The sequence below is a fragment of the Ectopseudomonas chengduensis genome (genome assembly GCF_900102635.1).
Classification (GTDB): Bacteria; Pseudomonadota; Gammaproteobacteria; order Pseudomonadales; family Pseudomonadaceae; genus Aquipseudomonas; species Aquipseudomonas chengduensis.
The window spans coordinates 90,460-114,942 of record NZ_FMZQ01000012.1 but is presented as its reverse complement, the minus strand read 5'-3'; the positions used below and the strand labels follow the sequence as shown (position 1 = coordinate 114,942).

Sequence of the window (24,483 nt, the reverse complement as noted above, 5' to 3'; positions counted from 1 at the left end):
ACCCTGCAAGCCAGTGAAACCAACGGGTCACCACTGGCACTTGTAGGTCAGTGCACAACCGTTACCCTTGGCGCCGAACCAGCTCGCCGCACGGAACGCCGCAGCTCTTTCGACTGATACGGGGCGCAGAGAAAGCCCCCTTCTCAGGCTGCCCGCCGGGCGTGCAGCCTGCTTACGGAGGCGTTTGCCCGATGCTGCACTTTCTTCCCGCGCCGCTGCGCGGCCTGATCGCGAGCCTGCTGCTGGCTCTCAATACCCTGTTCTGGTGCTGGCCGCTGTTCTTCGTCGCCCTGCTCAAGCTGCTGCTGCCGTTCGCCCCGATCCAGCGCGCGCTGCGCTTCGTCATGCACGGCATCGCCGAAAGCTGGATCGGCATCAACAAATTCTGGATGCGTCTGGTCGGCCATATCGAATGGAACGTCCAGGGCCTGGAGCGTTTCGATACCCGTCACTCCTATCTGGTGACCAGCAACCACCAGAGCTGGGTGGACATTCTGGTGCTGCAGTACCTGCTCAACCAGCGCATGCCGCTGCTGAAATTCTTCCTCAAGCAGGAGCTGATCTGGGTGCCGGTGATCGGCCTGTGCTGGTGGGCGCTGGAGTTTCCATTCATGAAGCGCTTCAGCAAGGAGTACCTGGCCAAGTACCCGGAAAAGCGCGGCCAGGACCTGGCCACCACGCGCAAGGCCTGCGCACGCTACAAGACCAACCCCGTGGCGGTATTCAACTTCCTCGAGGGCACCCGCCTGACCCCGGCCAAACATGCGCAGCAGCAGTCGCCATTCAAGTACCTGCTCAAGCCCAAGGCTGGCGGCATCGCCTTCGTGCTCGATGCCATGGGTGAACAGCTGCACGCCATCGTCAACGTCACCATTCACTATCCCCATGGCGTACCAGGCTTCTGGGACCTGCTCTGCGGGCGCCTGGATGCCGTGCAGGTGATTTTCAGGCAGGTCGACATTCCGCGCGAATTCATCGGCCGCAACTACGATCAGGACGACGACTACCGTCTGGCATTCCAGCAGTGGGTCAATCGCCTGTGGGAAGAGAAAGACGCGGAGCTCGCCAGCCTTCACCAGCAAGCCTGAAGCGTCACCGCCGCTTCATTCACCACGCGGCAGGGGCAACTTGCTCCAATCCAGCTGCGCCGGCACCTGCATCGCGGTGCCGGCCGACACACCCGGCGCCACCAGAAAGCCCTGCATGATGTTGCAATGGTGCCGCGTCAGCCACTCGCGCTGCGCCTGAGTTTCGACGCCCTCGCACGATGACCTCCAACCCCAGATGATGGCCCAAATCGATGATGATGCTGACCACCGCGGCGTCACGCGGTGAGTCGAGCATGTTGGAGACGAACAGACGGCCGATCTTCAGCGTGTCCAGTTCGAAATGACGCAGATAAGCCAGTGACGAGTAACCGGTGCCGAAGTCATCGATGGCGATCTTCACCCCCAGCTCAAGCAATTGATCAGGCGGGTTTCTTCGAGCAGCGGTATGAACACGTTCGGCGCAACGGTACCCACGACACGATGCTGCCAGCGCAGCAAGGCCTCGAAGCCGCGCAGGCGGCCGCTATTGAGATGGAGCTGGGGCTGATAGACCAGCACGAAGTCATCGTTCTCGATGGCGTGACGCCACCGGCCCACTCAGGCTGGCATCACCGCTCTCAAGGCTGCGCTCAATGGCCTGACGACGGATCGCCTCGCTGAACATGTCGAAACCAAGTACGCGCCGGTTACGCCAATCCAGAGGACTGACGTAATCGATGGGCAAGTAGTACTCGCGCTCCCCCCTCGGGAAACACCTGATAATCGAGGTGCTCATCCGCTTTCAGCTCGGCTCGGCTCGAAAATCGTCCAACTGCGCGTGGCTCAGGTAGCGCGACCAGGCGACGGCCTGTATTCCCGGATAACGATCCTGCAATTGCAGCTGATCCAGTGCCCGCTCCCACTCGATGGGAGAAACCCGGTCACTCCCGTTCATCAGCCCCGAAACGCCACGCAGGACCATTTCATAAGCCTGCATGCGCGCCATCACTCGCTGACCAATATCCTGCGCCTCAAGCGCAAAGCGATGCTGACTATCTTCCCGCTCACGTTCCTGCAGGGTATTCCACTGCCAATAAATCAACCCACCCAGCCCGATAAACAGGCCAAGTGCAGCCAGCAGCGGTATCCAGGGCCTTGGCGTCCACTCGACAGCTCTGTCGTCCATTCGCGCTCCCTCGGTCATCCAGAACCAACGCACACGGGGCATCCGCGCGCGGACATCACAGAACCACAGCAAGCATTCTAGTCAGGTTTTGAATGAGTGGCCTTTGACCACAAAGGACACGACGGGCGGTCACGAAGGTTGTCGGAAACGCCCTCTAGCGCCTCGCCGAAAGACGTCAGCAACAGTGCTTGTCAATCAACATGAAAAAGCCTCCCAGAGGGAGGCTTCGTTCAACGCAATGCGGCCTTAGAGCGGACGCAGGTTGATCTCGACGCGGCGATTTTGCGCGCGCCCCGCTTCGCTGGCGTTGCTGGCAATCGGCTGGCTCGGCCCGGCACCGTATGCGGAGATGCGCTGACCCGGCACACCATTGGCGGTCAGGTAGTTGGCCACGCTTTGCGCACGACGCTGCGACAGGCTCTGGTTCAGCTCCAGGGAGCCGGTGTTATCGGTATGACCGACGATGTTCACGCCGTTCTTGTTGAACTCCTTGAACACCAGCACCAGCGAATTGAGGGTCGGGTAGAAGCTGCTGGAGATATCCGCCGAGTTGCTGGCGAAGGTGATATTGCCCGGCATGATCAGTTTCAGATCATCGCCGTTGCGTTGCACCTGCACGCCAGTGCCCTGCAGGGTCTGGCGCAGCTTGGCCTCCTGGGTGTCGACATAATAGCCGTAACCACCACCGGCGGCGCCACCGACGGCCGCACCGATCAGCGCGCCTTTGGTGCGGTCCTTTTTGCTCGAAGTTGCAGCGCCGATCACCGCACCGGTCGCGGCGCCGATGCCGCCATAGATGCCGGCTTTGCCGGCCTGGCTCTCGCCGGTGTAAGGGTTGGTGGTACAGCCGGCCAGCAAGGCCATGAGCGCAGTGGCTGCGATCAGATTACGCCTGGTCTTCATAACTTTTCCTTAGGATTTCTTCTGGTATCGGGCAGACATGCCGCAGCCTTCGAACCGCCAAGGCGCGGTGAAGTTCCGCCCAAGCTTATCAGCCCGGGCGGATAGGGACTGCGATCCAGAGCAGTTCTGCCCCGTACACGCGCGTTACTGCATACCTGGCAGCGGTCGCAGTATCACTTCGACACGGCGATTCTGCGCACGGCCTTCAGCGGTGGCGTTGCTGGCTACGGGCTGATCCGGCCCCATACCACGGGTACTCAAGCGACTGGGGTCGACACCCTGCGCCAACAGATAGTCGGCCACGCTTTGCGCGCGACGCTGCGACAGCTCCATGTTGTAGCTATACGAGCCGGTGCTGTCGGTATGCCCGACAACCTCGATGCTGTTCTGGTTGTACTGGCGGAAGGAATTGGCCAGGTTGTTCAGCGGCTGATAGAAGCTGCTGGCGATCTGCGCCGAGTCGGTAGCGAAGGTGATGTTGCCGGGCATGATCAACTGAATCACATCGCCTTGGCGCTGCACCTCGACGCCGGTGCCCTGCATGCTGCGGCGCAGTTCCTCTTCCTGCTTGTCGGCGTAGTAGCCATAACCTGCCGCTGCGGCACCGGCCACGGCCGCGCCGATCAGCGCGCCCTTGCCGCGGTTGTCATGGTTGATCAGCGCACCGGCAGCCGCGCCGGCCAGCGCACCGATACCACCGTAGGTGGCGGTGCGGTTGGAGCTCGGTGCGCTCTGATCGTAGGGGTTCTGCGAGGCGCAACCGCCAAGCAGCAGCGCAGAGGTGCAAAGGGCAATAACAGGCAGGCGAAACATGAAGGCGTCTCCATGAACGGTGGGTGATGGCTCTTTGAGTCATCACGCCGCCATTAGTGCCCTCTCACGCGCGAATAAAGGGGTTCTCGCGCATCTCATCGCCCAGGCGAGTGTCCGGGCCATGGCCGGTAACCACGGTGGCATCCTCGTCGAGGCTGTACAGGCGCTGCTTGATCGAACGCTCGATGGTCGCGTAATCACCGCCCCACAGATCGGTACGGCCGATACCGCGACGGAACAGAGTGTCACCGGCGATCAGCAGCTTGGCACCCTCGAACCAGAAGCTCATCGAACCCGGCGTGTGCCCTGGCGTATGCAAGGCCACGCCGCAGCCACAGGCCAACTCCTCGTCATCGGCCAGCCATTTGTCCGGTGCCGGCACCGGCGTGTAAGGCACACCGAACATGCTGCACTGCATCTCCAGATTGTCCCAGAGGAACTGATCCTCCTTGTGCAGGTGCAAGGTGGCGCCGGTCTTCTCCTTCATCTGCCCCGAGGCAAGGAAGTGATCGAGGTGCGCATGGGTGTGGATGATGCTCACCACCTTGAGGCCATGAGCCTCCAGACGCGCCATGATCAGATCGGGATTACCACCTGGATCGACCACGATGGCCTTCTTGGTAATCGGGTCGCCGATGATGGTGCAGTTGCACTGCAAGGGGCCGACAGGGAAGGTTTCGCGGATTAGCACGGATTTACTGGTCATGAGGTAGAACCTGGAGTGATCGATGACTCAATCTTGGCACAGCGAGATTGACTCCCTCCAGCGACCATCGAACCCGCCCGCTGGAACACCTGAAGCAGCAAAGCATGTACATTTGCCATCACTGAACACGGCCGGCCATAGCAGCGCGGAGTGAGCCGCAGCTTTGCAAGGAACCTGGAGTAATGGACAAGAAGTCGCTTTCCGAGCGGGACATCTGCAGCAAGTACATAGCACCAGCCATCGCCAAGGCCGGCTGGGACATGCAGGGGCAGGTACTGGAAAGGTTTGGTTTATGGCCAGCGTAAAGAACTACTCCAATAACTACCCAAGTGTGTCGAAAAAATCGCGGTAACCCAGACTGGTGGGATAGTGAGACTAACGGGTTCTCCACCCGAGTCGAGAACGAGTCCGCCTAGAGCTCCGGTGCAAAATATCTGGATGCCTGCAGCAAATGGCGTAACTCTTCGCCCGAGACAAGTGCATTATCTCAAGCCGCCTGCATAGCGTATTTGCCGAAGGAGAGCTGGGATTCCATGTAGTAATTGCAAAAAATGCAACAACTGCGACCGACGACAATACCTATCAGGTCGAGCTTTTCAAGCTTGTGCCGTGCTATCGGTCAGTTACTGGTTCAACTCCTGGAAATGCACACGCTTTCACCAAGAGGCCACAGGCTCTGAATCTGAGCCCATCATACTTTCAGGTAAGGTAGGCGCTTATCAATCGTGAAGGTTTGCCTCCTCTCGTGACCCAGACCTATCCAAAGCCCTGGAAAAGCTACCAGGAGCAGCTCGACCAACTAATCGCTCGCGGCATGACCGTCACGGATAACGCCAAAGCATTGGATTACCTGGAGCGCATCGGTTATTACCGGCTAAGCGGCTATTGGTTTGCCTTCCGTGAGCGGACAGAATTCTGCTGCCCTCTCGATCCGCATAGCGGGAAAAAGCCCAAAAAGGTCAAACAAGACCGGCTACCGCTCGATGACTTCCGCCCAGGTACAACCTTCCAGAATGCTGTAGACCTATATGTGTTCGATAAGAAACTGCGGCTGCTCGTGCTGGATGCACTGGAACGCGTTGAAATAGCCCTGCGTGTCGACATTTCTCATAGCCTGGGGAAACACCACAAGTTCGCCTACCTGCAACCGGAGCTGTTTCACGAGAGCTTCTCCAGCAAGCTGGATGGCCAAACAGGCTTGACCAAACACCATGGCTGGCTGAGCAAGCATGCGGCGCTGATCAGCCGCTCCAAAGAAGATTTCATACGCCATAACAAAGAAAAGTACGGCCTACCGTTGGCCGTGTGGGTGGCGTGCGAGGTTTGGGATTTCGGCACACTGTCGACGCTATTCGACGGCATGACCGAAGCGGATCAGGACGCTATTTCGTCGCAGTACAACATCAGCAATGGCCGCATTTTCGCCAGTTGGCTGCGCAGCCTGAACTACCTGCGCAACGTATGCGCACACCACAGCCGGCTGTGGAATCGCAACATCGTTGATCAGCCGAAACTGCCGCCAGTGGCTCAAGTACCTTCATTGGCAACGTTTCATAGCGATCCTCAGCGGCAGGCGCGCCCGTTCATGCTGCTGTGCATGACCCAACATCTGATGAAAATCATCAATCCCTCATCGAGCTGGGGGGTTCGACTGAAAGCGTTGCTGGAAAATGACTTCCCAGACCTGGCTCACCTGGATCTTGGGCTGGATCGGATGGGCGTGGACGATGGCTGGAAGGCGAGAGACTGGTAAATCGCAGGCAATAAAAAACCCCTGAGCAATCTCAGCGCCGGAGCGCATCAACCGACAGGGGCCGTGTTGCTGACGATTATTAGGCAGCTACGCCATTGCGTCAACTGCTGCCTGGCGCCACCTTAATCTCACCGCGCCGACATTCCGCTGCACACCTGAGAACTGCAGTCATCCATACAGACCTCGCCTCATTCCTCAGCGCGGTAATCGCCGGGCAGTTTACCGGTCCATTTGCGGAATGCACGGCGGAAGTTGGACGGGTCGCTGAAACCCAGCAACTGGGCGATTTCATACAGCGGCAAATGCGTGGTGGTCAGGTACTGCAGGGCCAGGCGCTTGCGCACGTCGTCGAGCACCTGCTGGTAGCTGGTACCCATCTGCGTCAGGTGCCGGCGCAGGCTACGGCCGCTGGTGTGCAGGGCGCTGGCGGCGCTTTCCAGGTCGGGAAAATCGCCGGGGCGCGCCAACAACAGGCGTCGCACCCGTGTGAGCAGGCCGTCCTGCACATCGAGACTGGCCAGCAGCGCTTCGCACTGTTGCTCGCACATCTGTACCGTGGCCGGGTTGGCCAGTGCCATCGGCCGTTGCAGGTAGTGCTGGGGCAAGCGCAGCCAATGAAAGGGCTGTTCGAACTGTGCGGCCACACCGAACACCTCGGCATAGCGCTCGGCGTAGTCTGGTGCAGGATGAGCGAAGCCGACGGCCAAGCCCTGCAACTCTTCCCCCAGGAGAAAGCGCGCAATGGTATGGATGCTGGTCAGCAGGCCTTCGGCGGTAAAGCGCGATTGCGGCCCCATGGGGAAGGACTCGACGGCGCGTAATTCCATGTCCTCGCCCTGCTCCACCAGCTCCAGTTCGAAGGACAGACCGAGCACGCGATAGTACTTCAGGGCGAACTGCAGCGCCTTGCCCAAATTGGCGCTGGACAGCACCGCGTAGCCAAGAATGCCGTGGGTAGAGACGTTCAGGCGCTGGCCCAGCACCAGGCCAAGCGCCGGTTCGCCGCACCGCTCCAGCGCAGCCTGAGTCAGATGGTGAAAGTCGATAAAGGACAGGCGGGCATTGGGACTGCCAAGCACTTCTGGGCGTACGCGCGCGGCGGCAAACAGTTCGGCACGTGCCAGACCGAGCTCTTCGGCCAGCGCCAGCAATGCCTCGGCGTAGGCAACGGGAACCAGTTCGGCGGTGAAGTTGAGGGTTTGTTTCATGAGTTCGTTGTTCTGGCGACTGGCCGTAAATGACCTTCCCGATTGCGAACCTTAGCTCAGCGAATCCATGCTCGCTGCCCTGCTGCTGCCCCAACTTTCTGCTGGAATAACGCACTGGCCGGATATGACTGTCACCTTGGCTGTTACGAACCTGTGCCTAGCGGTGCATGACGCCCATAGTGGGAACCAGTCAAATAGCGCAATGGAGTTCTCATGGCCAGCACTACACCGGAAGGATTGCAGATTCGTCCCAGGCACATGGATTTCGATCTGCCCAACCCGCTGCCGCGCCACTGGAACGGCGGCGACGCCTTCAAGACCCATTTGTTCGATGCCATGTCGGTGTTGTTTCCCGATGGCGAGCGGTTCTTCATCGATTCGGTGCGCCAGTTCCGCGACCGCATCGACGACCCGGTGCTCAATGAACAGATTCGCGGCTTCATCGGCCAGGAAGGCCATCACAGCCGTGAGCATCTCGAGTACAGCCAGCGCCTGCGTGACCTGGGTTACGACGTCGAGCGCATCGAGAAACGCGCCCGGACGCGCATCCGCTACACCCAGAAGAAGTTCTCACCACAACGCCAGCTGGCCGCGACCGCGGCGCTGGAACACATCACCGCGATCATGGCAGATGGCTTGCTGAGAAATGACGCGTACATGGCCGACGCTCACCCGGCCTTGGCTCGCCTGTGGCGTTGGCATGCGCTCGAGGAGACCGAGCACAAGGCGGTGGCTTTCGACGTTTACAACCAGGTATGCGGCAGCCGCAAGCTGCTGCGCCGGGCGATGCTCATGGGCACCTTCTTCTTCGTGCTCGACACTACGCGCGGCCTGGCGCACATGCTCAAAGTGGACGGCCTGTTGTGGAACTGGCGCGTGTGGCGCGACGGCATCCGCTGGATGTGGGGCAAGGAAGGCGTGTTCCGCCCGCTGATCAGCACGTATCTGGACTTCTTCAAGGACGGCTTCCATCCCTGGAAGCACAACAACCTGGATCTGCTGTACGCCACTCGCGAGGAGTTTGACGGTCCCCCGCTGATTCAGGCCGGAGCCGCCTGAAACGCGGCACCTGCCACGTAATACAAACAAGCCCGGAATCTGTCCGTAATCCTGTTCACTTAAGGTTGCACACGTTTGGCTCCCCTCTCCCATTTATGGGAGAGGGGCTGGGGGAGAGGGCAGAAAACACCGCAAAACTGCCAGTTTCCCCCTCTCCCTAACCCTCTCCCCGGAGGGGCGAGGGGACTGATCGAGCTCGACCGTTTCTTAAGTGAACAGCATTACGGAATCTGTCCGGGCTTGTTTCGTGGCCCGGATTTTCTCTGGGCCTTTCCAGGGCAAACTCAACCCAGCAGAAATCTCATTGCATCGGCCGCGCTCTGCTCGGGAATCTCTTCCATGGGAATGTGCCCGACACCGGGGTAGACCTTGACCTGAATGCCCGGCAAATCGCGCTGCCACAACGGCACGTGCCTGGGTGAGATCCAACGATCGCGATCGCCCCACATCAGCAGAGTTGGCACTTTGATCAGCGCGACCCGCTCTGGCGTCGTGTGCAGCTCTTCCTTGTTGACCTTCAACAGCACACGGAAGATATCCATCATGCCGCGGCGGTTGCCTGGGCGCCGCGACAGGTCGTAGTAGCGGTCGACCACGCCTGGTTTGATTCGCCCTGGCTCACCGTACACCTCCTTGATGCCCTGGGCGATCAAGGCGCGCGGCATCCACATCGGCATGGCGACAGTCGCACCGGGCAGCGCGGCCGCAGCGATCATCCACGGCACCTTGTGCATGGGATAACCGGCCGGGTCGATCAGCACCAGCTTGCCGACGCGCTGCGGCTGAGCCAGGGCGAAGTTCCAGGCGATATAGCCACCAAGGGAGTTGCCGGCGATATCCGCCTTGTCCACCTGCAGGTAATCGAGCAGTTGGCCAAGCACGTGCATCATGCGCTCGACCGAATAGACGCCGTCGCGCGCCGGACCAGTGAGGCCGAACCCCAGAACGTCGAAGCGGATGATGCGGTAATGCGGGGCGAAAGCCTGCACCCACCCGTCCCAGGTGTGCAGCGAAGCGACCACGCCGTGGATCAGTACCAACGCCGGTTTGTCACGGCTGCCTTCGTCACGGTAATGGACATTGAAGCCGTCAATCTCGACATAGCGAGAACCCTGAGCAGCATTGCCATAACGCGATTTCAGGCGTTCCAGTGGCAGAGACCCGAAGCCCAAACGGGCAAAGCCTGCAGCCAACGGCGGTTGCAGAGACAGTCTATTGGCAGACATGCGCTATACCTCGACACTTGCAGTAGGTATCCGCGATCAGAGCATGAGTAGAAGCCAAACACCGCCCAACCTAGGTTGAGCCAAGCACCGTCTTGATCGGCTGCTGCAACGCCCAGATCAGCGCAGTAGACCGAGGCCCTTGGCCCGCGCCACCGCCTGTGTACGCCGCTCGACGCCAAGTTTGCTGTTGATGTGACGGGCGTGGGTCTTGACCGTGTGCAAGGAGATGAACAGACGCTCGCTGATCTCCTGATTGGAACAGCCACGCGCGATCAACTGCAGCACGGCCAACTCGCGGCCACTGAGTTTTTCCGTCAGGCCGCCCGCCTCTACGACCACCTCCTCGTCCGAATCCCCACTGCCTGGCAACTGCGCGAGCAGTGCTTCGCGCAGCGGACACGGCGGACGCAACTGCAGACGCTCGCGCAGCCAGCGCGGCTGATGCTGCAACAGCTCGATGAAAGGCAGCAGCGCACCGCCCTGCGCGAGATCCAGGCAACTGTCGAGCTGCTGCTGTGCCTCTCGCTCTCGCCCGGTCTGCTTCAGTAACTGGGCGAGCTGCGCCTGCGCCGCCAGGCCGACCAAGTGACCGCCCAGCCCCTGTGCACGCTGCAGCAACGCACGCAGACGGCGCTCCGCATGCTCCAGCTCGCCCTGCAAACGCTCCAGAGCCGCTTGCTGCAGATCGATATGCAACGCCAGCTGCGGGTGAAACTCCGGCGCCAATGCTCGCCCCTGCTCACCATAGGTTTCCGCCAACTGAGGCAACCAGGCGGCAGCCAACTCGACCTGTCCTTGCCGCAGCCACAGCTCACATTTGATCAGCGTGATCATCGCCAGGTAATAGATCGCCGGCACATCCCAGACATGCATCAAGCGTTCGGCCTCACCCAGCAGGGCAAACGCCTCGGCTGGCCGTCCATCACGCCCTTCCAGGCTGGCCAGCACGCAATAGCCAATCAACGCACCGACGTCGCGGCAAGCCCTGGCTTCGGCAATCCCCACCCGTAAGCGCTCCACGGCCTGAGGCTGCAGACGCAAACTAAGCAGATAGCCCTCATAAATCGTCAATCGCGCCCGCACCGAGTAACTACGCTGTGCCGGCAAACGCTGCACCAGCAGCAATCCCTGGTGCACCTCCTCCTGCGCGCGCAGCACCTCACCACGGGCCTGCAGTACGCGGGCGCGCTCGTAATGGGCAAGCGCCTCGAGCAGAGGATTGTCGATACGCTGCGCCAGCTCCAGGGCGTCGCGGTTCAGTCCACGCGCACGCCACAGATCGCCACGCACCATGGCCAGGTTGGACAACGTCGACAGGCACATGAAGTGCGGGCCATAACGCTCCGCCGGTAAACCGGCCAAGGCCTCGCTGCATTGCAGTTCGGCACGCACACCATCGCCACGGCCACGGGCGATGACCCCATCGAGCGCCTGCCATTGCGCCAGCAGGCTGCGCTGGGTGGCAGGCTCGGCAGCCGGCAGGAAGCGTGCGAGCTGATCAAGCAACTCCTGTGCGGCATCCAGCTGGCAGGCCAATGCCAGTGCCCAGCCATAGAGCATGATCAGTCGTGGTGTGCTGGCCAGCAGATCGTCCGGCAGATTGGTTTTCCAGCGCAGCAGCATGGCGATGTTCTGTTCCGCCAGCATCTGCTCCTCGGACAGGTTCTGCACCAGGCTGGCGGCCACGTCGGCCTGCCCTGCCAGCAGCGCCTGCTCGATGGCGGCATCCAGCATGCCCTGCGCGGTGAACCAGCGACAGGCGCGCAGATGAGCGCTACCGTGCGAACGACTCAGTCCGTCGGCAGAGCGCGCATTGAGCAGGTCGGAGAACAGGTGGTGATAGCGAAACCAGCGCCCCTGTTCATCAAGCGGCACCAGAAACACCTGATTGGCCTGCAGATGACGGATAATCGCGGCACTGTCATGGCTGTCACGAACCGCATCGCACAGCTCAGCGCAGAAGCGCTCCATGCAGGCGGTGTCATAAAGGAACTGTTGCACTTCGGCGGGCTGTCGCTCAATGACTTCCTCGAGCAGGTATTCACGGATCAGCCCTTCACCGCCGTGCAGTTGAAGCGCCTCGCCAGCTTCCGCCAACTCCTCGACAGCCAACAGCCAGAGGCGTAAACCAGCGATCCATCCCTCACTGCGCTGCAGAATCCCGCTGACCTGCTCCTTCTCGAGGCGCGCGCCCTGACTTGCCAACAGCGCGTCGAGCTCGGCAGCCGTCAGACGCAGATCCTGCTCGTTGAGCTCCAGCAACTGTCGCGACAGACGCAGGCGCGCCAGGTGCCAGTCAGGCCGCTGACGGCTGGTGACCAACAGCAGCACACCAGGGGGTAAATGGTTGAGAAAGAATTGCAGACAACGATCCAGCACCGGCCCCTGCGCCAGATGGTAGTCGTCCAGCACCAGCAACAGCGGTTGACCATCATCGAGCTGCTGGGTCAGCTCATCAAGTAAACCGTCGAGCCACTGCTCGAATGCGAAGGGTTGGTGGCGCTGGCGCATCTTCAACAGCCCGAGCGCTTCCTCGCCGAGGCCAGGGTAGAGCTGCTGCAGCCCGTTCAGGAGACGCTCGAGAAAGCGCCCCGGATCATGATCGCGCTCGCTCAGCCCGAGCCAGAGGCTGTGCCAGTGATTAGGTAGTCGCTCGCAGAACTCTATGGCCAGTGAGCTTTTGCCAAAACCTGCTGGCGCACTGACCAGCAGCAATCGCCCTTGCAGACCCTCTTCAAGACGCTCACACAGCCTGGCCCGCGGCATATGTCCTGCCGGCAGTGGCGGGCGATAGAAACGCGCTTCCACCGGTGTGGCCGGCGTGTAGGGAAAACCTGGCAAGCGGGGGAGATCTGTCATCGGCCTATTCTTGGAAGTCTTCTATATGCATCGGCGGGCTCGATCTGAACCCAGCCTAGCGACTTGCAATAGCCATTTGAAGCGCCCGCTACAGTCCGTAACGAAAAAGCCGGCACAAGGCCGGCTTCATCGTGTTGCCTGAGGCAGGTTTTAGCGAACGCCAGCCTGACGCAGAGCCGCCGGGGTGAAGTCGCTGCCCGAGGCCTTATAGTTGAAGTCGTAGGCTTGTTTCTCCTCGTTCTTCATACCCAGGGCCAGGTAGCGACCGGACAGCAGGTCGTAAAGGGTTTCCACGGTGTACCACGGCACTTGCTTGTCGTAGTAGTACTGGGCATGCGCCTCAGCTACGCGCCACAGGGTGCCACGGCCATCGTAGTGGTCGATCAAAGCAGCTTGCCAGGTGTCCTCGTCGATGTAGAAGTCACGCTTGGCATAGATGTGGCGCTCACCCGACTTCAGGGTCGCAGTCACGTGCCATACACGGTGTAGCTCGTAACGAGTCAGGTCCTGGTTGATATGGCCAGCCTTGATGATGTCGGAGTACTTCAGGCTGGGCGAATCGAGCTTGTAGGCGTTGTAGGGGATATAGATCTCCTTCTTGCCTTCCAGTTTCCAGTCGTAACGATCCGGCGCACCGTTGTACATGTCGAGGTTGTCCGAGGTACGCAGGCCGTCAGCTGCGGTGCCCGGGCCATCGTAGGACACCTGCGGCGCACGGCGCACGCGACGTTGACCGGCGTTGTACAGCCACGCCAGACGCGGCTCTTTCACCTGATCGAGCGTCTCGTGTACCAACAGTACGTTACCAGCCAGACGCGAAGGCGCAGTCACCCGCTGTTTGAAGTAGAACAGCACGTTGCTGGACTTGCTCGAGTCGTAATCAGTCAACGCATCGCGAAAGACGAACTCGTCCTGGAAGTAGACCAGCGAGTAGGAACCGTTCGCCTGCGGAGTCGCCTGGGTCACCAGACGACGCACGCTGCCACCGCGGTAGCGGGTGATGTGGTTCCAGATCACTTCCAGACCGTTCTGCGGGATCGGGAAGGGGTTGGCGGTCTGGAAGTTCTCCAGGCCGTTGCCACCTTCCACCATATTGGTGTTCACCGCGTTCTGCTTGGTCGCCTCCAGCACCGCAGCCGGCAGGCTGGCCGAACGGTGAGTCGGGTAGACCGGCATCTTGTAGCTTTCCGGGTAGCGCTTGAACATCGCCAGCTGGCCGGGAGTCAGCTTGTCCTTGTACTGGTCGACGTTCTGCGCGGTGATGGTGAACAGCGGCTGCTCGTTGGCGAACGGATCGGCCAAAAAGCCACGCGGATCGACCGCACCGGCGTTGGCCGGCAGACCGCCAGTCCAGGCTGGGATCGACCCATCGGCATTGCCTGCCATCTCGGCGCCTACCGGAGTCAGGGTGTTGCCCAGCTTCGCAGCCTCGTCAGGCGACACTGCCGCCATCACGCTGGTCGCCAGCAGAGACAGGGTCAGCACGCCGGATTGCAACAGGTTTTTTTTCACGTTCATCTGCATAGTGTCCTTATTCCTCGTTCGCATTTAGAAGCTCACGCCGAAGCTGACGGCCAGGAAGTCGCGGTCGACCAAAGTGTTGTAGTCGCCGCCGAAGAAGTTGGTGTAGGAGAGGCTGGTGGTGTAGGTGTTCTGGTATTCGGCATCGAGTCCGATGCTGATGGCCTTGGCGCCTTCGTTGAACACCGGCCCATAGCCGTCCACGTCATGGGACCAGGCTACATTCGGCTTGAGGTTGATACCGGCGAACACGTTGTTGTAGTCGAGGATGCCACGCGCCCGGTAGCCCCAGGAGCCGGAGGTGTAGAAGCCATGCCGGCCGTTCATGGCGATGGCGCTCGCATCGTTGTAACCGCCGTAGATCGCATCGCGGCCATAACGTACCTTGTCCAGGCTTTCCAGGCCACCGATGCGGGTGTAGCCGATCTCGCCGACCAGGGTCATCCGCTCGGCGCCGAGTACCTGATCGATGAAGTGGGTGAAGGTGGTCTGCAACTGGGTGACTTCCTTGCGGTTGTAACCTCGGTGCGCCTGCCCGGCCTGGGCCAGCGCCGCCGATACGTTGCCGACGGCCAGCGCACCGCCGATGCCGCTGGCCAACCAGCCGGTAGTGTCGACTGTATTGATCTGCAGCGGCATGTTCGGCCGGTAGCTGATCTCGCCCTGCCACGCGGTGCCGGTGGGCAGGGTGGTCGAGAAGCTGGCGCCATACAGGCGGATGTCTTCCGGGTAGTCCAGGAAGTAGCTGCCGGTTCCCAGCAGGCCCAGGGAAACGAATGGCGTCTGGAAAGCCGCCGGAAGACCTCCCGCGGTAGTCGCGATGGCGGCAATGGATGCCGCATCGGCATTGATGTAGCTCACGTTCGGCGTGCGGCTATGGTAGTTGAGCGCATACAGGCCGTATTCGGCCTCGTCGCCCAGCCAGCGCAGGGCCACGCCCCACTGGCCGCTGTCGCGCGCATCGTTGTCTCCGGCACGGCGCAGCATGACACCCTCGGAGCTGCCGGCGGCTCCCACGGCGCCCAGGGCGCCGGCCAGTCCCGCGGGATAGCTCTGCACATGGTAGTTGCTGGCACAACCATCCTGCAGCACGTCGACGGCGAAGAAGGTACCGCAGTTGTCGACGACCGTCTGGTCCCACTCCAACTGGTAGAAGGCCTCGGCAGACAACCGGTCGGTCAGACTCTGAGCCACATAGAGCATATTGACCGGGATCAGGCCTTCCTTGACCTCGGCACCTGGGCGGCGGAAGGCGGCGACGTCGACCGGGTTGATCGCGTTGATGCCGTTGATGATGAAGGTGCTCTCACCCCAGCTCACCACCTGCTTGCCCAGACGTACCGATCCAGGCTGGTCACCGATCGCGTAGTTGTGGTAGATGAAGGCGTCGAGAATCTCGGCCCCCGATGACTGTGCTCCCTCCTTGCGGTTGCTATCGCTGATGTCCTTGAAAAGGCGGCTTTCGTCCTTCAGTTCGAAGTCATACCAGTACTTGCCGCGCACGAATACGCCGGTGTCGCCGTATTTAAGTTCAAGATCGTGGATACCCTTGAAGATCTTCGAGAAGGTCTCGCCGCGCTTGAAGTTCAGGCGGCCGTCGTCACCGGTCTGGGTGAAGCCGGTACCGCCATTGGACGAACCGATCAGGTCACGATCCCGTTTGGCGGTCGACCAGCTCGCCCCCACCGACAGCGACGAATCGAACTGCCCTTCGATCTCACCGATATTGAAAGTGACGCCGAATGCCGGAGCGGCAAGGGTGGAAGCGAGGCTGACGGCCAGCGGCAGTTTTGCCAGGCGCCAGTAGGGTTTTGTTTTTGTTGTCATCGACGCTACTCCATGTGTTTTTTGTTATGGATGCTTGGACTATAGCCAGCAGGTGGTACTGCTTGATCCCTCGAAAGTGTGATTTGCAGCCCCCAGCCACTCTGGCTCGCAGGTTTCAGACCCTGCCCCTAGCCAAGCATGGACGTGAAACAGCAATTAGCAAGCCAAACGCTTGTTTGACTGAGCGGTCACTTTCACCGCCCAGTCAATTCGCACCTCACAGCGTGGACAGGAATGCGCTGCCAGCCTCCTGCCACTGGGCGATTTCCACGCGGATGCGCTTCTTGTCCAGTTTGCCGACACTGGTCTTGGGAATTTCAGTAACAAGCGCGATCTGCGTGGGAATCGCCCACTTGTTGATGTGGCCCTGCTCGACGAAGGGTTTGAGGTGCTCCTTCAGGCCCTTGGCATCCAGCCCGTGCTCGTCGCGCAGCACCAGGAGCGCGAACGGGCGTTCACCCCACTGCGGGTCCGGCACGCCGACCACGGCCACTTCACGCACGGCCGGGTGCCGGCTGATCAGGTCCTCCAGTTCCAGGGAAGAAATCCACTCGCCGCCGGTCTTGATCACATCCTTGATGCGATCACGAATCTCGATGAAGCCCATGCCATCGATGGTCGCCACATCGCCGGTATGCAGCCAGCCGTGGGCCCACAGTTCCTCGCCCTTCTCCGGCTCGCGGAAATAGCCCTGCGTCAGCCAGGGCGCGCGCAGCACCAGTTCGCCTTGCGACTCGCCGTCACTGGGCAGCAGCTTACCGTCCGCATCCATGATCGCCGCCTCCACCAGCGGCACCGGAATGCCGGCCTTGATCCGGTAGGTGGTGCGCTCGTCCTCGCCGCCGGCGCGCAGCTCCTCATTGAGGTAGGCGCAGGAAATCAGCGGACAGGTTTCGGACATGCCGTAGGCGGCGGTGAGCTGGATGCCGCGCGCCTTGGCTGCCTCGTACAGCGAACGGTTCAGCGCGCTGCCGCCGATGATCATCTTCATGCCGCCGAAGTCATGGCCCTGCGCGCCTTCGGCATTGAGCACCATTTGCAGGATGGTCGGTACGCAGTGGGAGAAGTTGACCTTCTCTTCCTTGATCAGCCGGCAGAGCATGTCCGGCTCGTAGCGCCCCGGGTACACCTGCTTGACCCCGAGCATGGTGGCCACGTACGGCACGCCCCAGGCGTGCACATGGAACATCGGCGTGATGGGCATGTAGACATCGTCGTTGCCCAGCAGACGGATGCTGTCCAGGCCACCCATGGTGGTCGCCATCGACAGGGTGTGCAGCACCAGTTGCCGATGAGTGAAGTACACGCCCTTGGGGTTGCCGGTGGTGCCGGTGGTATAGAAGGTAGTGGCTACCGAGTTCTCGTCGAAGTCGGCGAAGTCGTAATGCGGGCTGGCCGCCGCCAGCAGGCTTTCGTACTCGCCGACAAGGTTCGGCAGGTCGGCCTTCTTGTCCTCCCCATCGGTCAACAGCAGGGTCTTCTCGACAGTGGTCAATTGCCCGGCAATACCGTTGTACAGAGGCACGAACTCGCTGTTGACCAGCGCGAAGCGGTCTTCGGCGTGGTTCATGGTGTAGAGGATCTGGTCCGGCGACAGGCGAATGTTGATGGTGTGCAGCACCGCGCCGAGCATGGGGATGGCGAACATGCACTCCAGATAGCGGTGGCTGTCCCAGTCCATCACTGCCACGGTGTCACCAGCTTTCACCCCGGCCTCGCTGAGCACGTTGGCCAGACGGGCGACACGTTCGTTGAAGGTGGCATAGCTGTAGCGCAGCTTGTCGCGATAGACGATTTCGCGGGTCTTCTCATAGCGGCTGCCGGATAGCAGCAGACGCTTGATCAGTAGCGGATAGGCATGAGCGTTTTCGGCGGAGGGGATCAGTCGGGTCTGCAGCATGAAGTCACCTTGAGGCACGCTAGGAATAGGTATGCAGCGACTCTAGAGCGGCTCACGCAGCGCTAAATCAGCCCAAAGAATGATTTGCCACGTGACCCTATGGCCACTTTTGGTCACAGGCTAGAATCGAGACAATCAGCCAGTTCTGAAAACGGCTGCACCAAGCCAAACTCTCGTTAGAGGTAACACCATGTCCGATATCGTCATCGTCAGCGGCGCCCGCACTCCCATGGGCGGTTTTCAAGGCAGCCTGGCCAGCGTGCCGGCCGTCGATCTGGGTGCTGCTGCCATTCGTGAAGCAGTCAAGCGCGCCGGTATCGAGCCAGCCGACGTGCAGGAAGTAATCATGGGCTGCGTGCTGCCCGCCGGCCTCAAGCAAGGCCCGGCGCGCCAGGCGTCGCTCAATGCCGGCCTGCCATCTGCCACCGGCTGCACCACCATCAACAAGCTGTGCGGCTCGGGCATGAAGGCGGTGATGATGGCCTTCGATTCGCTGAAGGCCGGTAGCAACCAGGTCATGGTCGCCGGCGGCATGGAAAGCATGTCCAACGCGCCCTATGTGCTGGAAAAGGCCCGCACCGGCCTGCGCATGGGCCATGGCGAGATCAAGGACCACATGTTCCTCGACGGCCTGGAAGACGCGCGCACTGGCCGCCTTATGGGCTCCTTCGCCCAGGAAACGGCCGACCAGTACGGCATCACCCGCGAGGAAATGGACGCCTATGCCATCGAATCGCTGCGCCGCGCGCAGGCGGCGATCAAGGACGGCTCGCTGGACGCGGAGATCGTCCCGGTCACCGTCACCTCGCGCAAGGGTGAAGTGGTGGTCAAGGATGATGAACAGCCGCTGACGGCCAACCTGGACAAGATTCCTGCGCTCAAACCCGCCTTCAAGAAGGACGGCACCATCACCGCCGCCAACGCCAGTTCTATTTCCGACGGCGCCAGCGCACTGCTATTGATGACTGCTGATGAAGCCGCCAAGCGCGGTCTCAAGCCGCTGGCCAAGGTGGTTGCCCATGCGACCCAGAGTCAGGACCCGAGCGAGTTCACCCTGGCCCCCATCGGCGCCATGGGCAACCTGCTGAAGAAGACCGGCTGGAGCAAGGATGAGATCGATCTGTTCGAGATCAACGAAGCCTTCGCCATGGTGACCATGCTCGCCATGCGCGAGCACGGCCTGGATCACGCCAAGGTCAACGTCTTCGGCGGTGCTTGCGCCCAGGGCCATCCGGTCGGCTCCACCGGCTCGCGGATCATCCTCACCCTGATCAATGCCCTGCAGAAGAAAGGCGGCAAACGCGGCGTCGCCTCGCTGTGTATCGGCGGCGGCGAAGCCACGGCAGTCGCCATCGAACTGCTGTAAGCCAGCCCATCACCCAAGAGCCCCGCAGTTGCGGGGCTCTTTGGTTTAGCGCATTTCGCTCAGCGCCAGTTTCACACCGATCCCCACCAGCACCGCGCCCATCAGCCGGTCGAACCAGTGCCCCATGCGGGCAAAGCCGGCGCGCACACGTTGCTGGCTGAACAGCCAGGCCACCAGACAGAACCAGAACGCCGTAGCCAAGGCCAGATACAGGCCATAGCCGGCCTGCACCAGCACCGGGGTATGCGGGTTGATCACCACGGTGAACAGCGACAGGAAGAACAGCGTCGCCTTGGGGTTCAGGCCATTGGTGATGAACCCCGTGACGAAAGCACCACGGCCGCTGCGCTCGCCTGCTGCCAGGTTCAGCTCGGCGCTGGCCGGGTCGGCTGGGCGGGCGCGCAGCGCCTTGATGCCGATGTACAGCAGATAAGCTGCCGCCAGCCATTTAAGCGCATTGAACAGGACGATGGACTGCGACACGATCAGGCCGATGCCGAGCAGTGAATAGGTCACGTGGACCAGAATCCCGCTGCCCACACCGAAGGCTGTGAACAAGCCGGCGCGGCGACCATAGCCGACGCTTTCGCGCACGACGATGGCGAAATCCGGCCCGGGGCTAGCCACTGCCAGCAGGTGAATAAGGGCAACGGTGAGAAATTCGGTCCAGTACATGGTGGCTCCGCAGCGACGGTGAAGGTCTGGTAGGCTCGCCAATCTACTCTTGCGACCCTCCTGCGAAAAGGTACAGCTGATGAGCAACAGCCCACGCGCCGTGTTTCTCGACCACGCCTCCCTCGACCTTGGCGACCTCGACATGCAACCGCTGCATCAGGCCTTCGCCGAGCTGACCCTGCACGCACACACGCGTCCGGATCAGGTCGCCGAACGCCTGCAAGGCGCTCAGGTCGCCATCAGCAACAAGGTGCCGTTGGACGCCGCCACCTTCGCTGCCTGCCCAGAGTTGAAACTGGTTCTGGTAACCGCTACCGGCATCAACAACATCGACCTGAAAGCCGCCAGCGCCCATGGGGTGACCGTCTGCAACTGCCAGGGCTACGGCACGCCATCGGTGGCGCAACACACCCTGATGCTGCTGTTGGCCCTGGCCACGCGCCTGCCCGATTACCAGCGCGACATCGCCGCCGGCCACTGGCAGCAGGCCAGCCAGTTCTGCCTGCTCGATCACCCCATCGTCGAACTCGAAGGCAAGACCCTGGGCATGCTCGGCCATGGCGAACTGGGCGGCGCCGTTGCACGCCTGGCCGAAGCCTTCGGCATGCGCGTACTGCTCGGCCAGTTGCCCGGTCGCCCGCCCCGTGCCGATCGCCTGCCGCTACACGAACTGCTGCCGCAGATCGACGCCCTGACCCTGCACTGCCCGCTCAACGAACAGACGCGCAACCTGATCGGCGCGCAGGAACTGGCGCTGATGAAACCGCGCGCCTTCCTGATCAACACCGCGCGTGGCGGCCTGGTCGACGAACAGGCACTGGCCGATGCCCTGCGCAGCGGTCATCTGGGCGGCGCTGCAACCGACGTACTGCTGCAGGAGCCACCGAAGGACGGCAACCCGCTGCTGGCCGCCGACGTTCCCCGCCTGATCGTCACCCCGCACAGCGCCTGGGGCAGCCAGGAAGCGCGCCAGCGCATCGTCGGCCAGGTCGTGGAAAACGCCGCTGGTTTCTTCGCCGGTGCGCCGCTGCGAGTCGTCGGGTAAGCTGCGCAGCTTTTTTAGGGAGCGACGGGCCAGCGCTGCGCTGCAGCAGCGATGCCCAGGTTTCGCGAGCCGAGATCGCTCCCGTACCTCTTACTTTTCCGCATCACAGATTTCAGGAAGCACCATGGACCCGCGAAGCGAAGTTCTCCTGCGCCAGGCCGAGCTGTTCAGTGGCGAGCTGTTACTGGCCGGCCTGCCGGCTGACGACCTGCTTGGCGCCCTGCCGCAGGCACATGGCTGGAACTGGCATGCGGGCGATCAGGCACTGCTCACCGCACGCTTTGCCGGTCGCAGCCACTTCGACACACGCCTGCCGGAAGGCGACTACCGCGCCGCTGTGCTGTTCCTGCCCAAGTCACGCGAGCTGACCGATTACCTGCTGCAAGCGCTGGCCTCGCGCCTGGCAGGCAAGCCGCTGTACCTGGTCGGAGAAAAACGTGGCGGCATCGAGCGCGCGGCGAAACAGCTGGCCGCCTATGGCAAGCCGCGCAAGCTCGACAGCGCGCGACATTGCCAACTCTGGTGCGTCGAGGTGGATCAAGCACCAGCAGTACCCGATCTGCATGCCCTGGCACAGAGCTACCCATTGCAGTTGGCCGACGGCGCACTGGAGATCGTTACCCTGCCCGGCGTATTCGCCCATGGCCGCCTGGATCGCGGCAGCGCATTGCTGCTGGAGCATCTGGATGACCTGCCCAGCGGCCACCTGCTCGATTTCGGTTGCGGCGCCGGCGTGCTCGGCGCCGTGCTCAAAAAGCGTTACCCAGATAGCGAGCTGAGCCTGCTGGATGTCGACGCCTTCGCCCTGGAAAGCAGCCGCCTGACCCTCGCGCGCAATGGCCTGCCAGCCAACCTGATCGCCGGCACCGGCATCGAATCGGCACCCGAGGGACTCAGCGCCATCGTCAGCAACCCGCCGTTCCATCAGGGCGTGCATACCGACTACCAGGCCAGCGAGAACCTGCTGAGCCAGGCGGCTCGCCACTTGATAAAAGGTGGCGAGCTGCGTCTGGTGGCCAACAGCTTCCTCAAGTATCCCCCCCTGATCGAGCGTCATCTCGGCCCCTGCCGCACCCTGGCAGACGCCGATGGATTCCGCATCTACAGCGCCCGACGCTGAATTGGGGTTGCTCCCAACGCGGCGCTTGGGCACAATTGCGCCCGTCCTAGGGGAGTAGTCTCCCGCGAGCGCCCTGCTCGCCCGGTATACGTCAACACACTTGCTCCGCAGAGCATGGCGTATACGACCCAAGGCCTACATAGAGAGGCCTGCGGTTTGACAAGACCTATGACACGCACAACCTATACCCGGGGCGGGAAGGTCGTTCGTGTCATAAGCCGTGTCGACCCGCCCCCTGTAGGAAACCTGATGCTGGAATCGCTGTTCGTCCCCACCCTGATCGTTGCCCTCGCCGAAATCGGTGACAAGACCCAGTTGCTCGCCCTGCTGCTGGCCGCCCGTTTTCGCAAACCCTGGCCGATCATCTGGGGCATAGTCGTCGCCACCCTGGCCAACCACTTCGCCGCTGGCGCCGTCGGTAACTGGGTCGCCGGTTTCTTCTCCCCCGCCACTCTCAGCTGGATTCTCGCTGCCAGTTTCGTCGCCGTGGCGGCCTGGACCCTGGTACCGGACAAACTCGACGACGACGAAGCATCCGGCCTGAAGAAATACGGTCCCTTCCTCACCACGCTGATCGCCTTCTTCCTCGCCGAGATGGGCGACAAGACCCAGGTTGCGACCGTGATGCTGGCCGCGCAGTACCCGCACTTCATTCTGGTGGTGGTCGGCACCACACTGGGTATGTTGATCGCCAACGTACCGGTGGTCCTGGCGGGCAATTTCGCAGCCGAACGCCTGCCGCTGACCCTGATCCGCCGCCTGGCCGCCTGCGCCTTCGCCGCGCTGGCAATCTATGCCGGCTACCAGGCGCTGAAGCTGAGCGGCCTGATCTGACGAATCACTGACGTCAACGAGCCGGCATTTCGGCCAATCCCAGCCCCCTCCTCCCTGCTGCTAAAGTGCCTGCCACGTCACATGGAGACGGCCTGCAGCCGGGAGGACAGCATGTCATTGGATGATCGCAAGAAGGTGGTGTGCCAGCACATCGACCTGACCTGGAACAAGGGGCGCCTGGCGCTGGCTGAACAACTGCACAGCCGCGATTTCCTCTACAAGAGCTCGTTCATTGGCAGGCCGCTTGGCAGCGCCGGCTTCGTGCAGATGGTGCAGGACATCCGCCTTGCAATGCCGGACCTGCAAGTGGTGGTCGAGGAGTGCATCGCCGAAGGCTACAAGGTGGTGACCTGGAGCACCCTGATCGGCACCATCCAGAAACCCGCACTGGGCTACCCGCCCAGCGACAAGGTGCTGAGCATCTCGGCCATGGCGTTCTGGACGCTCACCCCCGGCAACGAAATCCAGGAAATCTGCACCATGTTCGACATGGAAAGCTTCCGCGCTCAGTTGGGTCTGCAAACCCGTCCACTTGCCGAAACCGCCCTGCCCTGAAACGCAAACGGCGCGCCGTGAACCATCACGCCGCGCCGTTTCCTGGCCCCAAATTAACGCCCGGCCTTGGCCTGCTCGTACAGCGGCATCACCTTGGGGATCGCCGCCTGCAGTGAGGCGATACGGCTGCTGGACGACGGGTGGGTACTCATGAACTCGGGCGGTGCACCACCACCGGCGGCCTCCATCTTCTGCCACAGGCTGATGGCCGCATTCGGGTTGTAGCCCGCGCGGGCGGCCAGCTCCAGGCCAATCAGGTCGGCCTCGTTCTCGTTACTGCGGCTGTTGGGCAAGGTCAGGCTGTACTGCACCACCGTATCCGCCATGGCCATCCCACTCTCGCCCAGTCCGAGCAGGGCACTGGCGCCCTGTTTGGCCACCTGAATACCGTAGGCCTTGGACATCGCTTCACGGCTGTGCTCACGCAGGGCATGCGCCATTTCGTGGCCCATGATCGCGGCGATTTCATCGTCAGTCAGCTTCAACTGCTCGATGATGCCGCTGTAGAAGATGATCTTGCCGCCTGGCCCGCAGTTGGCATTGAGCTCTGGGCTCTTGATCAGATTGACCTCCCACTGCCAGTTGGCAGCATCCGGACGAAAGCGCGGCGCCTGCGGAATCAGGCGATCGGCGACGGCCTGCAGGCGTTTGGCGTTGTTGCTGGTCTTGTCCAGCACGCCCTTGCTCGACGCCTCGCTCAGCGTCTGCTGATAGGACTGCGCGTACATCTGATTGACTTCGTCGGCTGACAGCATGCTGAACATGTACTGCTTGCGCTCCACGCCAACCGCACCACCACTGGTGGTATTGACGGCCTGACACCCTGCCAGCAGCACGGCAGCAGCCAGGCCACTCAGATATAGAACCTTGCTCATCGAGCCTTCTCCTTGAATCGGACG

20 protein-coding genes, 2 pseudogenes and 1 riboswitch are annotated in these 24,483 nt (G+C 61.7%); of the genes and pseudogenes, 9 read left to right on the top strand and 13 right to left on the bottom strand.

The genetic code is table 11. The annotated features are described in order from the left end of the window. The first annotated feature begins 191 nt into the window (after positions 1 to 191). Positions 192 to 1,088 carry an acyltransferase gene (locus BLS08_RS18370; RefSeq protein WP_074679422.1) on the top strand — a complete coding sequence of 299 codons (897 nt, stop codon included), beginning with the start codon at positions 192 to 194 and terminating at the stop codon, positions 1,086 to 1,088. A 15-nt stretch (positions 1,089 to 1,103) separates the two neighbouring features. Here the strand turns inward: BLS08_RS18370 and BLS08_RS18365 are convergent. The 5 genes and pseudogenes from BLS08_RS18365 to BLS08_RS18345 form a co-directional block, all read right to left on the bottom strand. Continuing rightward, positions 1,104 to 1,634, bottom strand: a pseudogene (locus BLS08_RS18365) (EAL domain-containing protein); the annotation flags it as partial. Beyond that, positions 1,612 to 2,214 (bottom strand): annotated as a pseudogene (locus tag BLS08_RS26785) (CHASE domain-containing protein). The pseudogenes BLS08_RS18365 and BLS08_RS26785, both read right to left, overlap by 23 nt. A 246-nt stretch (positions 2,215 to 2,460) precedes the next feature. Beyond that, positions 2,461 to 3,117, bottom strand: coding sequence for a YiaD family glycine zipper/OmpA-like lipoprotein (locus tag BLS08_RS18355; protein WP_055987010.1), 657 nt, complete (start codon positions 3,115 to 3,117; stop codon positions 2,461 to 2,463). Between the two features lie 144 nt (positions 3,118 to 3,261). Next, on the bottom strand, positions 3,262 to 3,930 hold the full coding sequence (locus BLS08_RS18350) for a YiaD family glycine zipper/OmpA-like lipoprotein (RefSeq protein ID WP_004424484.1): 669 nt from the start codon (positions 3,928 to 3,930) through the stop codon (positions 3,262 to 3,264). A gap of 64 nt (positions 3,931 to 3,994) precedes the next feature. Next, positions 3,995 to 4,636 (bottom strand): MBL fold metallo-hydrolase, encoded by a 642-nt coding sequence (locus tag BLS08_RS18345; protein WP_090337119.1) that lies wholly within the window; start codon positions 4,634 to 4,636, stop codon positions 3,995 to 3,997. 182 nt (positions 4,637 to 4,818) lie between these two features. Between BLS08_RS18345 and BLS08_RS26735 the strand changes: the two genes are divergently transcribed. Together BLS08_RS26735 and BLS08_RS18340 are read left to right on the top strand one after the other, a co-directional pair. Then, entirely contained in the window at positions 4,819 to 4,941 is a 123-nt protein-coding gene (locus tag BLS08_RS26735; RefSeq protein ID WP_256581161.1) for a hypothetical protein, read from the top strand. Between the two features lie 440 nt (positions 4,942 to 5,381). Continuing rightward, complete coding sequence (locus tag BLS08_RS18340; RefSeq protein WP_055987006.1) at positions 5,382 to 6,389, top strand: Abi family protein; 1,008 nt, start codon at positions 5,382 to 5,384, stop codon at positions 6,387 to 6,389. A gap of 188 nt (positions 6,390 to 6,577) precedes the next feature. Here the strand turns inward: BLS08_RS18340 and BLS08_RS18335 are convergent, their stop codons facing one another. After that, positions 6,578 to 7,597 carry an AraC family transcriptional regulator gene (locus BLS08_RS18335; protein WP_090337117.1) on the bottom strand — a complete coding sequence of 340 codons (1,020 nt, stop codon included), beginning with the start codon at positions 7,595 to 7,597 and terminating at the stop codon, positions 6,578 to 6,580. 213 nt (positions 7,598 to 7,810) lie between these two features. Between BLS08_RS18335 and BLS08_RS18330 the strand changes: the two genes are divergently transcribed. Next, positions 7,811 to 8,656: a metal-dependent hydrolase gene (locus BLS08_RS18330; RefSeq protein WP_090337116.1), complete on the top strand. Its 846-nt coding sequence runs from the start codon at positions 7,811 to 7,813 to the stop codon at positions 8,654 to 8,656. Between the two features lie 284 nt (positions 8,657 to 8,940). Here BLS08_RS18330 and BLS08_RS18325 read toward each other — a convergent pair whose 3' ends face one another. From BLS08_RS18325 to BLS08_RS18305, 5 genes are all read right to left on the bottom strand, one after another. Then, positions 8,941 to 9,882: an alpha/beta fold hydrolase gene (locus BLS08_RS18325; RefSeq protein WP_090337114.1), complete on the bottom strand. Its 942-nt coding sequence runs from the start codon at positions 9,880 to 9,882 to the stop codon at positions 8,941 to 8,943. A 117-nt stretch (positions 9,883 to 9,999) separates the two neighbouring features. After that, positions 10,000 to 12,741 (bottom strand): winged helix-turn-helix domain-containing protein, encoded by a 2,742-nt coding sequence (locus BLS08_RS18320; protein WP_090337113.1) that lies wholly within the window; start codon positions 12,739 to 12,741, stop codon positions 10,000 to 10,002. Positions 12,742 to 12,891: 150 nt separating this feature from the next. Further along, positions 12,892 to 14,259 carry a DUF1329 domain-containing protein gene (locus BLS08_RS18315; protein ID WP_090337162.1) on the bottom strand — a complete coding sequence of 456 codons (1,368 nt, stop codon included), beginning with the start codon at positions 14,257 to 14,259 and terminating at the stop codon, positions 12,892 to 12,894. A gap of 30 nt (positions 14,260 to 14,289) precedes the next feature. Continuing rightward, positions 14,290 to 16,089: a DUF1302 domain-containing protein gene (locus BLS08_RS18310; protein WP_004424494.1), complete on the bottom strand. Its 1,800-nt coding sequence runs from the start codon at positions 16,087 to 16,089 to the stop codon at positions 14,290 to 14,292. Between the two features lie 217 nt (positions 16,090 to 16,306). Next, on the bottom strand, positions 16,307 to 17,989 hold the full coding sequence (locus BLS08_RS18305) for a fatty acid--CoA ligase (protein WP_090337111.1): 1,683 nt from the start codon (positions 17,987 to 17,989) through the stop codon (positions 16,307 to 16,309). A gap of 190 nt (positions 17,990 to 18,179) precedes the next feature. Between BLS08_RS18305 and BLS08_RS18300 the strand changes: the two genes are divergently transcribed. Beyond that, entirely contained in the window at positions 18,180 to 19,355 is a 1,176-nt protein-coding gene (locus BLS08_RS18300; RefSeq protein ID WP_090337110.1) for a thiolase family protein, read from the top strand. A gap of 45 nt (positions 19,356 to 19,400) precedes the next feature. On the opposite strand, the gene BLS08_RS18295 is transcribed toward BLS08_RS18300, so the two are convergent. Further along, positions 19,401 to 20,030 (bottom strand): LysE family translocator, encoded by a 630-nt coding sequence (locus BLS08_RS18295; protein WP_090337108.1) that lies wholly within the window; start codon positions 20,028 to 20,030, stop codon positions 19,401 to 19,403. Between the two features lie 79 nt (positions 20,031 to 20,109). On the opposite strand from BLS08_RS18295, the gene BLS08_RS18290 reads away from it, so the two are divergent. From BLS08_RS18290 to BLS08_RS18275, 4 genes are all read left to right on the top strand, one after another. Beyond that, on the top strand, positions 20,110 to 21,075 hold the full coding sequence (locus BLS08_RS18290) for a 2-hydroxyacid dehydrogenase (RefSeq protein ID WP_090337106.1): 966 nt from the start codon (positions 20,110 to 20,112) through the stop codon (positions 21,073 to 21,075). A 124-nt stretch (positions 21,076 to 21,199) separates the two neighbouring features. Beyond that, complete coding sequence (locus tag BLS08_RS18285; protein WP_055986987.1) at positions 21,200 to 22,195, top strand: class I SAM-dependent methyltransferase; 996 nt, start codon at positions 21,200 to 21,202, stop codon at positions 22,193 to 22,195. Positions 22,196 to 22,232: 37 nt separating this feature from the next. Beyond that, positions 22,233 to 22,353, top strand: a riboswitch (yybP-ykoY riboswitch). A gap of 94 nt (positions 22,354 to 22,447) precedes the next feature. Further along, positions 22,448 to 23,029, top strand: coding sequence for a TMEM165/GDT1 family protein (locus tag BLS08_RS18280; RefSeq protein WP_088339292.1), 582 nt, complete (start codon positions 22,448 to 22,450; stop codon positions 23,027 to 23,029). Positions 23,030 to 23,140: 111 nt separating this feature from the next. Continuing rightward, positions 23,141 to 23,584: a ketosteroid isomerase-related protein gene (locus BLS08_RS18275; protein WP_055986985.1), complete on the top strand. Its 444-nt coding sequence runs from the start codon at positions 23,141 to 23,143 to the stop codon at positions 23,582 to 23,584. Positions 23,585 to 23,637: 53 nt separating this feature from the next. Here the strand turns inward: BLS08_RS18275 and BLS08_RS18270 are convergent, their stop codons facing one another. Then, the gene (locus tag BLS08_RS18270) at positions 23,638 to 24,459 is read right to left on the bottom strand and encodes a M48 family metallopeptidase (protein WP_017675385.1); all 822 of its coding nucleotides are present in this window, start codon (positions 24,457 to 24,459) and stop codon (positions 23,638 to 23,640) included. Positions 24,460 to 24,483 lie beyond the last annotated feature (24 nt).

Excerpts from the sequence above, each read along its gene's own strand:
- BLS08_RS18320 (WP_090337113.1), bottom strand. The coding sequence starts at position 12,741 with ATGACAGATCTCCCCCGCTTGCCAGGTTTTCCCTACACGCCGGCCACA.
- BLS08_RS18330 (WP_090337116.1), top strand. The coding sequence starts at position 7,811 with ATGGCCAGCACTACACCGGAAGGATTGCAGATTCGTCCCAGGCACATG.
- BLS08_RS18295 (WP_090337108.1), bottom strand. The coding sequence starts at position 20,030 with ATGTACTGGACCGAATTTCTCACCGTTGCCCTTATTCACCTGCTGGCA.
- BLS08_RS18355 (WP_055987010.1), bottom strand. The coding sequence starts at position 3,117 with ATGAAGACCAGGCGTAATCTGATCGCAGCCACTGCGCTCATGGCCTTG.
- BLS08_RS18325 (WP_090337114.1), bottom strand. The coding sequence starts at position 9,882 with ATGTCTGCCAATAGACTGTCTCTGCAACCGCCGTTGGCTGCAGGCTTT.
- BLS08_RS18275 (WP_055986985.1), top strand. The coding sequence starts at position 23,141 with ATGTCATTGGATGATCGCAAGAAGGTGGTGTGCCAGCACATCGACCTG.
- BLS08_RS18350 (WP_004424484.1), bottom strand. The coding sequence starts at position 3,930 with ATGTTTCGCCTGCCTGTTATTGCCCTTTGCACCTCTGCGCTGCTGCTT.
- BLS08_RS18270 (WP_017675385.1), bottom strand. The coding sequence starts at position 24,459 with ATGAGCAAGGTTCTATATCTGAGTGGCCTGGCTGCTGCCGTGCTGCTG.
- BLS08_RS18285 (WP_055986987.1), top strand. The coding sequence starts at position 21,200 with ATGGACCCGCGAAGCGAAGTTCTCCTGCGCCAGGCCGAGCTGTTCAGT.
- BLS08_RS26735 (WP_256581161.1), top strand. The coding sequence starts at position 4,819 with ATGGACAAGAAGTCGCTTTCCGAGCGGGACATCTGCAGCAAGTACATA.
- BLS08_RS18370 (WP_074679422.1), top strand. The coding sequence starts at position 192 with ATGCTGCACTTTCTTCCCGCGCCGCTGCGCGGCCTGATCGCGAGCCTG.
- BLS08_RS18300 (WP_090337110.1), top strand. The coding sequence starts at position 18,180 with ATGTCCGATATCGTCATCGTCAGCGGCGCCCGCACTCCCATGGGCGGT.
- BLS08_RS18305 (WP_090337111.1), bottom strand. The coding sequence starts at position 17,989 with ATGCTGCAGACCCGACTGATCCCCTCCGCCGAAAACGCTCATGCCTAT.
- BLS08_RS18310 (WP_004424494.1), bottom strand. The coding sequence starts at position 16,089 with ATGACAACAAAAACAAAACCCTACTGGCGCCTGGCAAAACTGCCGCTG.
- BLS08_RS18345 (WP_090337119.1), bottom strand. The coding sequence starts at position 4,636 with ATGACCAGTAAATCCGTGCTAATCCGCGAAACCTTCCCTGTCGGCCCC.
- BLS08_RS18315 (WP_090337162.1), bottom strand. The coding sequence starts at position 14,259 with ATGAACGTGAAAAAAAACCTGTTGCAATCCGGCGTGCTGACCCTGTCT.
- BLS08_RS18290 (WP_090337106.1), top strand. The coding sequence starts at position 20,110 with ATGAGCAACAGCCCACGCGCCGTGTTTCTCGACCACGCCTCCCTCGAC.
- BLS08_RS18335 (WP_090337117.1), bottom strand. The coding sequence starts at position 7,597 with ATGAAACAAACCCTCAACTTCACCGCCGAACTGGTTCCCGTTGCCTAC.